Source organism: Rhodovulum sp. DZ06 (assembly GCF_050586345.1).
Lineage (GTDB): Bacteria > Pseudomonadota > Alphaproteobacteria > Rhodobacterales > Rhodobacteraceae > JBOCEF01.
The window spans coordinates 78,583-90,386 of the sequence record NZ_JBOCEF010000002.1 but is presented as its reverse complement, the minus strand read 5'-3'; the positions used below and the strand labels follow the sequence as shown (position 1 = coordinate 90,386).

9 protein-coding genes are annotated in these 11,804 nt (G+C 75.1%); 3 read left to right on the top strand and 6 right to left on the bottom strand.

Annotated elements, in window-relative coordinates; translation table 11 throughout:
• Nucleotides 1-9: 9 nt before the first annotated feature.
• Entirely contained in the window at nucleotides 10-1,155 is a 1,146-nt protein-coding gene (locus ACQ5SO_RS01525; RefSeq protein ID WP_430939801.1) for a M24 family metallopeptidase, read from the bottom strand.
• A complete protein-coding gene (gene pgeF, locus ACQ5SO_RS01520; RefSeq protein ID WP_430939800.1) occupies nucleotides 1,155-1,928 on the bottom strand; it encodes a peptidoglycan editing factor PgeF in 774 nt (257 codons plus the stop codon). Before pgeF ends, ACQ5SO_RS01525 begins: the two co-directional genes overlap by 1 nt.
• 687 nt (nucleotides 1,929-2,615) lie before the next feature.
• On the opposite strand from pgeF, the gene lgt reads away from it, so the two are divergent.
• Nucleotides 2,616-3,488, top strand: a complete 873-nt coding sequence (gene lgt / locus ACQ5SO_RS01515) for a prolipoprotein diacylglyceryl transferase (protein ID WP_430939799.1) — start codon at nucleotides 2,616-2,618, stop codon at nucleotides 3,486-3,488.
• Complete coding sequence (locus ACQ5SO_RS01510) at nucleotides 3,485-4,543, top strand: class I SAM-dependent methyltransferase (protein WP_430939798.1); 1,059 nt, start codon at nucleotides 3,485-3,487, stop codon at nucleotides 4,541-4,543. Before lgt ends, ACQ5SO_RS01510 begins: the two co-directional genes overlap by 4 nt.
• 42 nt (nucleotides 4,544-4,585) lie before the next feature.
• On the opposite strand, the gene ACQ5SO_RS01505 is transcribed toward ACQ5SO_RS01510, so the two are convergent.
• The 4 genes from ACQ5SO_RS01505 to ACQ5SO_RS01490 form a co-directional block, all read right to left on the bottom strand.
• Nucleotides 4,586-5,143, bottom strand: coding sequence for a hypothetical protein (locus ACQ5SO_RS01505; RefSeq protein WP_430939797.1), 558 nt, complete (start codon nucleotides 5,141-5,143; stop codon nucleotides 4,586-4,588).
• Nucleotides 5,140-8,613 (bottom strand): chromosome segregation protein SMC, encoded by a 3,474-nt coding sequence (smc, locus tag ACQ5SO_RS01500; protein WP_430939796.1) that lies wholly within the window; start codon nucleotides 8,611-8,613, stop codon nucleotides 5,140-5,142. Before smc ends, ACQ5SO_RS01505 begins: the two co-directional genes overlap by 4 nt.
• A gap of 148 nt (nucleotides 8,614-8,761) precedes the next feature.
• Entirely contained in the window at nucleotides 8,762-10,387 is a 1,626-nt protein-coding gene (locus ACQ5SO_RS01495) for a DUF4166 domain-containing protein (protein ID WP_430939795.1), read from the bottom strand.
• Nucleotides 10,388-10,425: 38 nt separating this feature from the next.
• Nucleotides 10,426-10,875, bottom strand: coding sequence for a thiol-disulfide oxidoreductase DCC family protein (locus ACQ5SO_RS01490; RefSeq protein ID WP_430939794.1), 450 nt, complete (start codon nucleotides 10,873-10,875; stop codon nucleotides 10,426-10,428).
• Nucleotides 10,876-11,116: 241 nt separating this feature from the next.
• Here ACQ5SO_RS01490 and ACQ5SO_RS01485 point away from each other — a divergent pair, with 241 nt between their 5' ends.
• The gene (locus ACQ5SO_RS01485) at nucleotides 11,117-11,551 is read left to right on the top strand and encodes a DUF1330 domain-containing protein (protein ID WP_430939793.1); all 435 of its coding nucleotides are present in this window, start codon (nucleotides 11,117-11,119) and stop codon (nucleotides 11,549-11,551) included.
• Nucleotides 11,552-11,804: the final 253 nt, after the last annotated feature.

Here is an 11,804-nt window from a genome sequence, read left to right as displayed (position 1 = left end):
CCTTTTTCGTCAGAAGATGTCGAGGGCCAGCGGCAGGGCCGAGAGCGGCTCGGCCCCCGTCATCGTCACCACGGACGTGCGCCCCAGCGTCATCGCGCAGCCCGAGTCGCTGTCCATCAGGATCATGTGCAGGAAGAACACCATCCCCGGCGCCATCAGCGTCGGGGCGTTCTCGTAGAACATCTCCCGCTCCATCCACGACGGCGCATAGCGCGCGCCGAGGCTGTACCCGCAGGCGTTGAGCCGATGCGCCGACAGCCCGCGCGCGTCCAGCACCCTTGCGTGCTCGGCGAAGACCTCGCCCATCGGCCGCCCGGGCTGCAGCGCCGCCTCGCAGGCCTCCAGCGCCTCCACCGCCGCCTCGTGCATCCGCAGATGGGGGTCCTGAGGCTTGCCCACGATGGCGGTGCGCATCATCGCGGCGTGGTACTGGGCCGAGGTGCCCGCCCATTCCACCGTCAGCTGGTCCTGCGCCTGCAGGTGCCGCCGCCCGGCCTGCGCCCGGCACAGCAGCGCGTGGTTCCCGGAGCCGAGGATCGGCGGGTTGCCCGAATAGCCGCCGCCAAGCTCATAGATCCGGCCCTCGAGGGCGGCGAGGATGTCGCCCTCATAGGCCCCGTGGCGGATCAGCGGCGCCGCCTCGCGCCAGGCGCTGTCCGCCGTTTCCGCCGCCCGGCGCACATGGGCCAGCTCCGCCTCGGACTTCACCAGCCGCAAGGGGCCCACCAGGTCGTCGGCGGGGACCAGCTCGGCCTTCCCGGCCAGCCGCGCCGCCACCAGCCCGCCGTTGAGCGCGGTCAGGCCATGGGTGTCGATCTCCCACCCCAGCCGCTTGCCGGAGAGGCCCAGGTCCTGGAGCATCTCCCACAGATCCTCGGTCGGGTCCTTGCCCGCCCCGTCCTTCCACACGCGGATGTCCTGCAGGGTCGAGGTCAGCTGCGCCTGCCGCAAATCGGCCGAGCGGGTGAGCAGCGCGGTGCGCTCGGGCGTCACCACCAGGCACTGGAAGAAGCAGTAGCCGAAGGTGTCGTAGCCGGTCAGCCAGTACTGGCTTTCGGGCGCGAAGAGCAGCAGGCCCCCGAGGCCCCGCCGCTCCATCTGCGCGCGCACGGCCGAGAGGCGGGCGGCGTATTCGGCGTCGGAGAAGTGCAGCATCAGGCGTATCCCGGCAGCGCGATGCACGAGGCCTGGCGGCCATAGTCGCGCTCGTTGAAATGGGTGGCGCGGCGGAAGGAGAAGAACCGGCCCTTGTCCTCGTAGGTGCAGCGGCGCACCCAGCCGCAGCCGTCCACCCCCGCTTCGCGCAGCCGGTGCAGGCAGAAGGCGGGCAGGTCGAACACGTATTTGCCCCGCGGGCCCATGGCGAAGAAGCGGCTGTGCTCGTGATCCTCGGCCATGAAGGCGTCGAGGAATTCCTCCCCGACCTCGTAGGCGCGCTGGGAGATGCAGGGCCCGACCTCGGCCTCGATCCGGTCGGGGCGGGCGCCGAGGGCGCGCATGGCGTTGATGGTTTCCTCGAGCACGCCGCCCAGCGCCCCGCGCCAGCCGGCATGGGCGGCGCCGATCACCTTGGCGACCGGGTCGTGGAACAGCACCGGCGCGCAATCGGCGGTGAGGATGCACAGCGCCAGCCCGCCGCGGTCGGTGACCATGGCGTCGGCCTCGGGGCGGTCCGCGGCGGACCACGGCTCCTCGACGATCACCGCCTTCGCCGAATGCACCTGGCGGCAGGTCAGCAGCTTGCCGGGCAGCACCCCCATGGCCTCGGCCACGCGGGCGCGGTTCTCCGCGACCGCCTCGGGGTCGTCATCCGAGCCGGGACCGCAGTTGAGCGTGCCGTAGATGGATTTCGAGACGCCCCCTTCGCGGGTGAAGAAGCCGTGTCGGACGTCTTCGAGCCAGTCTGTGGGGATGGTGGGCAGGGACATGAAGGCAAGGCTCCGGCGGTCGGGTGAGGGGAGCCGCAGCGTGGCAAGACCGCGCCCGGGGGGCAAGGGAAAGCGCGGGGGGCCGGGCCCCGCGCGGCGCGGCGTCGGGGCGCATGGGGGCGGCTTGCGTCGGGGCGCCGCGGGCGCCGGGGGACGGGCGCGGCTGTGCAAGGCATGGGGGAAGGGCGCGCACGTGCGAGGATGGGGGAAGGCCGCGGCTGCGGCCGGGCGGGCGGGCCGCCGCCGCGCGGCGCGCAGCGACGCAAGGCGCGGTCCGCGCGCGCCCCCGCCGGAATCCCGCCGCCGCGCCGACCGGCGCGCGGAACGGCGCCCGGGGCGCAGGGTCCGCCCGCTCGATGGGGGCCAGGGCCCCCGATCGCGGCCGGAGGCGGCGTCCCGCCGCCCGCGCCCGGCCCGCCTGCCGCGCACAAGACCCCGAACGGCGCCCCTGCCCCGCGCCGCCCCGCCCGGTTGACACGCAGGCCCCCGCCGGGGACGCTCCGCCACCGCCATTTCCGCCGCCGCCGGGCGCCCTATATTGCACCGCACAGGATCACCGGCGCCCCGCGCCCAACCCGGCGCCCAACCCGGCGCCCCGCCCGACCGGGCCGCCGCCGCCCACACGCCCGCCCCCAACGCCCGCCGCCGCCCCGCCGCGCCGCGCCGCCGCCACTCGCCGGAGCCCCCATGCTCGCCATCCCCTTCCCCAACGTCGACCCGGTGCTGCTCAGCGTCGATCTCTTCGGCGCCACCCTGTCGCTGCGCTGGTACGCGCTGGCCTATATCGTCGGCCTCGTCCTCGCCTGGCGCTATGTCCGGTCGCTGATGAAGCGCCCCGCGATCTGGCCCGGAAACGCCGCGCCGATGACCCCGGACCAGCCCGAGGACCTGCTCACCTGGATGGTGCTCGGCGTCATCCTCGGCGGGCGGCTCGGCTTCGTGCTGTTCTACCAACCCGGCCATTACCTCGCGAACCCGGGGGAGATCCTGCAGGTCTGGAACGGGGGCATGTCCTTCCATGGCGGCTTCCTCGGCGTCGTCCTCGGGGTCATCGGGTATTGCCGCTTCAACCGCCTGCCTCTGCTGCAGGTCGGCGACGCGGTGGCCATGGCGGCCCCCATCGGGCTGCTCCTCGGCCGCCTCGCCAATTTCATCAACGCCGAGCTCTGGGGCCGCACCACGGACGTGCCCTGGGCCGTCATCTTCCCCAATGCCGGGGACCTGCCCCGCCACCCCTCGCAGCTCTACGAGGCGCTGTTCGAAGGCGCGCTCCTGTTCCTGGCGATGTGGTGGATGGGAACCCGCAAGGACGCGCTGAAACGCCCCGGAACCCTCATCGGCGTGTTCCTGATCGGCTACGGCGCCGCCCGCGCCTTCGTCGAGCTGTTCCGCCAGCCCGACGCCTTCTTCCAGGGCCCGGGCAACCCGCTCGGCCACGCGCTGCAATTCACCGAGACGCTGGGCCTGACCATGGGCCAGATCCTGTCCCTGCCGATGATCGCCGCCGGGATCGCCTTCATCGCCCTCGCCCGCAGGCCCGAACCGGAGGCCGAGGGATGAGCGCGCTCCTCCCCATCCTCCTGCGCCGGATCGAGCAGTCCGGGCCGATGCCGCTGTCGGAATACATGGCCCTCTGCCTCGGCCACCCCGAGCATGGCTACTACACCTCCCGCGACCCGCTCGGCGCCGCCGGGGATTTCACCACGGCGCCCGAAATCTCCCAGATGTTCGGCGAACTCCTCGGCCTCTGGCTGGCGCAGGCCTGGATGGACCAGGGCGCCCCGCGGGGCGTCTATGCCGAGCTCGGGCCGGGCCGCGGCACGCTCTCGGCGGACGCTCTCCGCGCCGCCTCCCGCGTCCCCGGCCTCGCCGAGGCGCTCGGCCGCCCGCAGCTTGTCGACATCTCCCCCGTCCTGCGCGCCCGCCAGGCCGAGGCGCTGGCCGGGCGCGACCCCGAATGGCGGGACCGGGTCGAGGACCTGCCCGACGGCCCGCTGTTCCTGCTGGCCAACGAGTTCTTCGACGCCCTGCCGATCCGCCAGTACCAGAAGCGCGGCGGGCGGTGGCGCGAGCGGGTGGTGACGGCGAAGGACGGCAAGCTGGCGCTGGCGCTCGGGCCGCTGGCGAAGGCCGACGACCTGCCCGCCCACGCCCCCGAGGGCGCCCTGCGCGAACACTCCCCGGCCTGCGAGGCCGTGGCGGCGCAGATCGGCGCCCGCCTCGCCGCCCATGGCGGCGCGGCGCTGATCGTCGATTACGGCTATCCCGCCCAGCCGCTTTCGGGCGGCGACACCTTCCAGGCCATGCGCGGCCACGCCTACACCGACCCGTATGAGGCGCCGGGCGAGGCGGACCTGACCGCCCATGTCGACTTCGCCGCTATCGCGAAGGCGGCGGAAGCGGCGGGCGCCAAGGCCTGGCCGCTGATGACCCAGGGCGCGCTGCTGGAGACGCTGGGGATCACCGCCCGCGCCCAGGCGCTGGCCGCCCGCGGCGACGCCGAGGCGGTGGCCGCCGCCCACCGCCGCCTCTGCCACCCCGAGGAGATGGGCACGCTGTTCAAGGCCCTCGCGCTCACCGGCCCGGACGCGCCCCCGCCGCCGGGCTTCGGCTGAGGGAGGGCGCGAAAAGGGGGTCCGGCCCCGGCCCCGCGCCGCTCAGGCCAGCCCCTCGGCCCAGGCGATCCAGGCCCGCGCCCCGGGCGGCGGATCGGCCAGCAGCGCGGCGCATTCCTGCGCCACCGCCTCGGCGATGTTGGCCTCGTTGATCTCCATGATGAGCGTGGACCAGCCCATGCCGTCATCCACCACGTCGGTCATCGCCCAATAGAGGCTCAGCGCCCGCCACAGCCACGCGCCCGCTGGGCCGTCCGCCTCGTGGAACGCGATGGCGATGTCGTAGATCTTGCGCAGCGCGAGGTAGTCGTCCCCCGGCCCCCGCTGCACCGGCAGAAGGGCGAGCACGCGCAGCACGGCGCCGGTTGCGGGCGAGCGGTCCGCCGGCGCCCCGAGCGCCTGCAGAACCGCCTCGACCAGCGCGTGCCGCTCGGACGGCGCGGCCCCGGCCCAGCGGCCCGCCAGCGCGCCGAGCGCGTCGGGCGGCGTCTCCAGCGCTGTGAGCGCGTCCCAGGCGAAAGCCTCCGCCGCGTCGCCGTCCACGTCGCACAGATTCTCGCCCGCCACGCACAGGGCGGCGCGGGAGAGCGGCGCGCTCACCCCTCCACCATCTCCGCCGCCCGGCGCAGGTCGACAGAGACCAGCTGGCTCACCCCCTGTTCCTGCATCGTCACGCCGAACAGCCGGTCCATGCGCGACATGGTCAGCGCGTGGTGGGTGATGATCAGGAAACGGGTCGAGGTCCGCCGGGTCATCTCGTCCAGCAGGTCGCAGAACCGCGTCACGTTGGCGTCGTCGAGCGGTGCGTCCACCTCATCCAGCACGCAGATCGGGGCGGGGTTGGCCAGGAACACCGCGAAGATCAGCGACAGCGCGGTCAGCGTCTGCTCGCCGCCCGACATCAGCGACAGCGAGGTCAGGCGCTTGCCCGGCGGCATGGCCATGATCTCCAGCCCCGCATCCAGCGGATCGTCGCTTTCCACCAGCTCCAGCGAGGCTTCGCCGCCGCCGAAGAGATGGGTGAAGAGCGTCGCGAAGCTGCCCTTCACCTCCTCGAACGCGGCCAGAAGGCGGGCGCGGCCCTCGGAGTTCAGCTCCGCCACGCCCTTCCTGAGCCGCGCGATGGCTTCCTCGAGGTCGTCCTTCTCGGAGGCGAGCTCGTCGCGTTCCGCCTGCACCTCGGCGGCGTCTTCCTCGGCGCGCAGGTTGACCGCGCCCATGGCGTCGCGGCGGCGGCGCAGGTCGATGATCGACAGTTCGGTGGCCTGGAGGGTGGGGGGCGTCTCGGCCTCCTCGCCCGTCACCTTGAGCGTGTCGGCAAGCGCATCCGGCCCGGCGCCGGTCTCTTCCTCGACCCGCTGGGCGGCCTCGGCGGCGCGGGCGGCGGCGGCCTCGTTCACCGCCTCGGCGCGGGCGCGGGCCTCGCGCCGCGCGCTCGCCTCGCGCTCGGCGTCGCGGGCGGCGGCGTCGGCGGCGCGCAGGGCGGCCTCGGCGGCGGACAGCGCCTCGCCCGCCTCGCGCGCGCGGATCTCTCCTTGCGCGATGCGGCCCACCAGGGCGTCGCGTTCGCGGGCCAGCGTCTCCGGCGCCTCGCGGGCCACGGTCAGCTCGTCCTCGGACCGCTCGATCCGCCCCTGCAGGTCCGACAGCCGCGCGGCGGCGCTTTCCTGGCGTTTCAGCCAGCCTGCGCGTTCCTTGCCGATATCGGAGAGGCGGCGGGCGCGCGCCTCGCCCTCGCGCCGGATCTCGTCGGCATGGGAGCGGGCGGACATCAGCCCCTGGCGCGATTCCGCGAGCGCGTGGCGGGATTCTTCCAGCCGCGCCTGCGCTTCGCCGAGGTCTTCGAGGTCATCGACCGCGCGCCGGGCTTCTTCAAGCGCGCCGCGGGCGGCGGCGGCTTCCTCGCGCCGCGCATCGAGCGCATGGCGCTGGGCTTCGAGCCGCCCGCGGCGCAGGTCGAGTTCCGAGTCCGCCCGGGCGCGGGCGCGCTGGGTCTCGGTCTGGCGCCGGTCGGCGTCGCGGCGGGCGGCGCGGGCCTGGGTTTCGGCGTCGGTGGCCGCCGACAGGGTCGCCTTCGCCTCCTCATGCGCCTCGGCGGCGGCCTCTTCCGCGGCCTCGGCCTCGTACAATTGCTCGTCCAGCGCATCGAGGCGGTTCTTCTGTTGCAGGCGCAGGGCGGCGGCGGAGGGCGCGTCCTCGGCCGAGACCCGGAACCCGTCCCAGCGCCACAGGTCCCCGTCGCGCGACACCAGCCGCATCCCGGGGCCGAGCGCCGCCTGCGCCGCATCCCCCGCCGCGCGGTCGATGACGGCGGTGCGCGCCAGGCGCCGGGCGAGGGCGGCGGGCGCATCCACATGGTCCGACAGCGGCGCCGCCCCCGCGGGCCAGTCCCCCGGCCCGGGCAGCGCGCCGAGGGCGGACCACCCGGTCGCACCGCTTTCCCCGTCCTTCAACTCCCGTGCGCGCAGGTCGTCCCCGAGCGCGGCGCCGAGCGCGGCCTCATAGCCCGGTTCGGCCCGCACCTGGTCGAGGAGCTGCCCCGCCGCCGACCGGTCCCGGTCCAGCAGCTTGCGCAGCGCATCCGCCTCGGCCCGCAGCGCACGCGCCTCGCCCTGCGCGGCGGCGCGGGCGGCGCGGCCCTCGGACTCGGCGGCCTGGGCGGCGGCGCGCTCCGCCTCGGCGGCGGCCAGCGCGTCTTCGGTGGCGGCGGAGTAGATCTCCGCCTCCTCCGCCTCTTCCTCGGCGCGGGCGAGCGTGGTTTCGGCGGCGGCGATCTCGCCCACCAGCGCATCCACCTGCGCCTCGGTGCGGGCGGCCTCGGCGGCCGCGCGCTCGGCGGCGGTCTCGGTCTCGGACACCCGGCGTTCGACCGACTGGCGGCGGGCCTGGAGGCGGGCGTAATCGGCGGACAAGCGATCCACGGCGGCCTCGCGGTCGCGCAGGATCTCCCCCGCCTCGCGGGCGGCCTCCTCGGCCAGCGCCTTGCGCGCGTCGTGGCCGGCATGGGCGTCGCGCAGCTGGGTCTCCTCCCAGTCCAGCTGCTCCTGCATCTCGTCGGCGTCGCGGTTCAGGGACCCCTCGCGTTCGAGGTCCTTGTTCAGCTGGTTGATGCGGCCCTCGAGGCGCTGGATGTCGGCATGGGCCTGGCGGTCGCGCTCCTCCACCCGCTCGCGCTCGGCCAGCAGCTTCTGGATCACGGCGCGGGCGATGCCGTCTTCTTCGCGCAGGTCCGGCAGCGCCTCTTCCGCGGCCTCGCGCGCAGCCGCCGTCTCCTGCGTCGCGGCCTGGGCGCGGGAGGCGGCGGCGGCGGCCTCTTCCAGCGCCGCCCTCGCGGCTTCGGCCTCGGACGCCGCCTCACGCCAGCGCAGCCACAGCAGCATGGATTCGGCGCGGCGCAGCTCGGACGCGATCTCCCGGTACTTGGCCGCCTGCCTGGCCTGGCGGGCCAACGCGCCGAGTTGCCCGTCGAGCTGCTCGATCACGTCCGTGACGCGCTCGAGGTTCTGTTCCGACTGGCCGAGCTTCAGCTCCGCCTCGTGCCGCCGCTGGTAGAGGCCGCCGATGCCCGCGGCTTCCTCCAGGATCGCGCGGCGGGCCTTGGGGCGGGCGTTGACCAGCTCCGAGATCATGCCCTGCCGCACCAGCGCCGGGGAATGCGCCCCCGTGGCGGCGTCGGCGAACAGCATCTTGACGTCGCGGGCCCGCACCTCCTTGCCATTGGCGCGGTAGGCGGACCCGGCCTCGCGGGTGATGCGGCGGACGATCTCGATGCTGTCGGAGGTCGGGAAGACAGGCGGCGCCTGGTGGGTGCGGTCGTCAAGGTGCAGCGCCACTTCGGCGAAGCGCTTGGCGGGGCGGCTGGCGGCGCCGGCGAAGATCACGTCCTCCATGCCTGCGCCGCGCATGGCCTTGGCCGACGTCTCCCCCATCACCCAGCGCAGGGCTTCGAGCAGGTTGGACTTGCCGCAGCCATTGGGCCCGACCACGCCGGTCAGCCCCGGTTCGATGACCAGTTCCGTGGGGTCGACGAAGCTTTTGAAGCCCTGGAGGCGGAGCTTGACGAACTGCATGGGCGGGGCGGGATCCGGGGTTGAGGCGCGCGTGCGGAATGGTCCGGGACGGCGGGGTCCGAGTCAAGCCGCAGGGCGGCCCATATGGGGGCGCTGGGGGCAGTTGTCCACAGGATATGGGGGCGGCTGGGGATGAAATGGCCTTGCGTCACCCCGGCGGCGCCGCGGGGTCGCCCGGCGCGGCGGGCGCGAGGCGCCCGGCATAGCGCACCATCAGCCCGCCGGTGATCGGCGCGCGCAGCGCCACGTCGAAATGGAACGCCCCGTCCGCCGCGTATTCGCGCGCCTCGGAGCCCGGCAGCAGCGCCCGCGGCAGCCGCAGCGGCCCCAGCCGCCCCGCCGTCACCGGGAAGTGCAGCGCGCCGTCCTGCACCCGCAGCCCGATGGTGAAGCTGAACGGCCCGAAGCGTTCCCGCAGACCATCGGGCGCGAGCGAGAGGCGCGAGCGGAAGCGGCGGGCGCCGAAGCGGCGCTCCCAGGTCTCGCCCCCGGGATCGGCCCGCTTGCTCACCTCGACCGCCACGTCCCCGGCCGCCGCGGGGAAGCCGAAGAGCGCGCACAGAAGCCGCGGCCAGGCGCCCCGGCCCCGCTCGACCCGGCAGCGGCCCGTCCAGCGCGCGGTGTCGGCGGTGCGGTGCGTGGCCTGCACCGCCTCGGGCAAGGCAGCGAAATCCGCGCCCAGCGCGCGGGGGAAGAGGGGGGCGCGGGGGGCGGCGCTCCGCTCGGTCCGCACCCGCAGGTCGGCCATGGCGGCCTCGGCCTCCTCCAGCGTGATCGCCTCCAGCGCCGGGCGCGCGCCCGGAGGCGGCGCGGCGCGGCGCAGCAGGGCCCGGGCGGGGACGGCGGGGATGTAGGGCCCGTCGCCGTCCTCGGCCAGCAGCCGCCAGGCGCGGACCTCCCCCGCCGTCGTCACCTGCACGGCCATGCCCCCGCGCCCGGTCCCGAACGGCGCCAGCGCGTCGGCGGCCAGCTTGAAGGCCCGCACCAGCGGCGGCCCGACCGGGATCGGCAGGGCCCGGCGCAGCAGCGCGAAGGCGAAGAGGCCGTAGCGCATCACCCCCAGCTCCAGCCCCGCGCGGAAGATCACCGCGCCCGCGCCGAAATGGGCCGGGAACAGGCGCTGGTCGGGGACGCCGATCATCCAGCCCTGGCGGGTCAGCCCGCCGGGCAGCGCGTACTCCGCGGGTGCGGACCAGCCCGGGGCCGTCTCCCACCGCCCGCCGCGCCACAGCGGCATCGGCCGCCCCGCCTGCGAAAGGATCGACTGCATCACCGACAGCCCCCGCGGCGCCCGGTTGCCGGGCAGGATCGCGCCGTCGATGACCAGCGGCGGGTCCTCGCCTGCCAGCGCCCGCACGGCGGCCGAGGACAGCGCGGGAACCGAGGACAGCCCCGAGACCACGCAGACCCCCGCCGCCCGCGCCTGCCCGTCCAGCGCCCCGATCCCGGCGCAGAACGCGGCGTCGTCGCACAGGTCGAGGTAATGCACCCCCGCGGCCATCGCCGCGCGGGCCAGCCGGTAGGGATCGGCGCCATAGGCCTGGAACGGGCCCGCGGCGTCCACGACCGCGTCCTCGCCCGCCAGCGCCGCGGCCAGCGCGGCGTCCGGCGCCGCCCGGTCCAGCGCCGCGGCGCGGCAGCCCAGCGGCGCCGCGCAGGCCCGCGCCTTCGCCAGGCTGCGGCCAGCGATGCAGACGTCATGCCCGTCCCGGACCAGCAGCTCGGCCAGCCGCGCGCCGAACACCCCGTAGCCGCCGAGCAGCAGGACCCTCATCCGCGCGCCCTCATCGCCCCGGCCTCATCGCCCCGCCCTCATCGCATCAACCGCTCCTGGAACGCCGGGTCGGGCAGCGCGCACATGTCCCCCCGCCCGAACAGCGCGTAGCGATTGCGCGCCACGCGGCGGTAGAGCCAGCCCCGCAGCGGCCGCGGCAGCGCCAGCAGCAGAACCGCCGCCCGCCCCGGGCCGCCGAAGCGCCGCGCGGCGTGGATCACCGCCTCGGCGTCCGCATGGGCGACGCCCGCGTCGAGGAACAGCCAGCTTTCGGGGTCCTCGGCCCGCAGCCCGTAATGGCGCAGCAGCGCGGCGCCCAGCGGCGATTGCACCGGGCAGATGCGCACCGTCCCGCTCCGGTCCATCCGGTGGATCATCCGCGCGCCCCAGCTGCACAGGGCGCAGGCCGCGTCCATCACCGCGATGGGCGCCGCGTCGTCGAAGGGCGGGATGGAAGGGTCGCGCCGGTAGGAGTAAGGGGCGGGCATGGGGGAACTATCGGGGGCGGCGGGCGGACGCGCAAGGCGCCGGGGGCGCGGCGGTTTCCGCCCGGCGTCGCCCCCCCCGATGAATGGGGGGGCGAGCCCCGCGCGCGCCACGCGCCCCCGGGGCGCGCAAGCCCCCGCCCGCGCCCGCGCCCGAGGCTCGGCGCTCGGCGCTCGGCGCTCGACAGGGGCGCCCGAATCCGGCTCAATGCGCGAAACAAAATTTCGCAGGAGGAAGCCGCAGATGTCCGACGCCCATATCGACCCCGAGCGCGCCCAGTTCGAGGCCTTCAAGGCCCTGCCCCGGGACCAGCCGATCGAGATGCTCAACCTCGTCGCCTTCCGGGCGGAGGCCGCGTATCCCGAGGGGCACGCGCTTCACGGCAAGGGCCTGACCGGGGCCGAGGCCTATGCCAATTACGGCAAGGACAGCGGCCCGGTGTTCCAGCGGCTGGGCGGAGAGATCATCTGGCGCGGGCGCATGGACTGCATGCTGATCGGGCCGGGGGACGAGGCCTGGGACGCCTGCTTCATCGCCCGCTATCCCGATGCGAAGGCGTTCCTGGCCATGGTCACCGACCCGGTCTACCAGCAGGCCGTGGTGCACCGGCAGGCGGCGGTGAAGACCTCCCGCCTCATCCGCTGCGCCCCGTCCGAGGGCGGGCCGGGCTTCGGCTGATAAAGGCCCACGCCAGCGCGGGATGGCGCAGGGGAGGGAGGCATGCATGCCTCCCTCCCCCGCACCCCCTCCCTCCGCATTATGGGCGAAGCGCCAAGACAACGGGGGGGTTCGAGGGGGCGAAGCCCCCTTCGAGCGGGGGCGGCGCACTGCGACGCCGGGGCGGCAGCCCCCGCCACCGGGGCGAGGCGCCCAGCCCCGCAACACCCAGCCCCCCCTTTCCACCGGCCTCCGCTTGGTCCAATCTGCGCCC

Bases quoted from the DNA above. Each gene is read 5' to 3' on its own strand.
- pgeF (WP_430939800.1), bottom strand. From the start codon at position 1,928: ATGTCCCTGCCCACCATCCCCACAGACTGGCTCGAAGACGTCCGACAC.
- ACQ5SO_RS01485 (WP_430939793.1), top strand. From the start codon at position 11,117: ATGTCCGACGCCCATATCGACCCCGAGCGCGCCCAGTTCGAGGCCTTC.
- ACQ5SO_RS01525 (WP_430939801.1), bottom strand. From the start codon at position 1,155: ATGCTGCACTTCTCCGACGCCGAATACGCCGCCCGCCTCTCGGCCGTG.
- ACQ5SO_RS01490 (WP_430939794.1), bottom strand. From the start codon at position 10,875: ATGCCCGCCCCTTACTCCTACCGGCGCGACCCTTCCATCCCGCCCTTC.
- smc (WP_430939796.1), bottom strand. From the start codon at position 8,613: ATGCAGTTCGTCAAGCTCCGCCTCCAGGGCTTCAAAAGCTTCGTCGAC.
- lgt (WP_430939799.1), top strand. From the start codon at position 2,616: ATGCTCGCCATCCCCTTCCCCAACGTCGACCCGGTGCTGCTCAGCGTC.
- ACQ5SO_RS01510 (WP_430939798.1), top strand. From the start codon at position 3,485: ATGAGCGCGCTCCTCCCCATCCTCCTGCGCCGGATCGAGCAGTCCGGG.
- ACQ5SO_RS01495 (WP_430939795.1), bottom strand. From the start codon at position 10,387: ATGAGGGTCCTGCTGCTCGGCGGCTACGGGGTGTTCGGCGCGCGGCTG.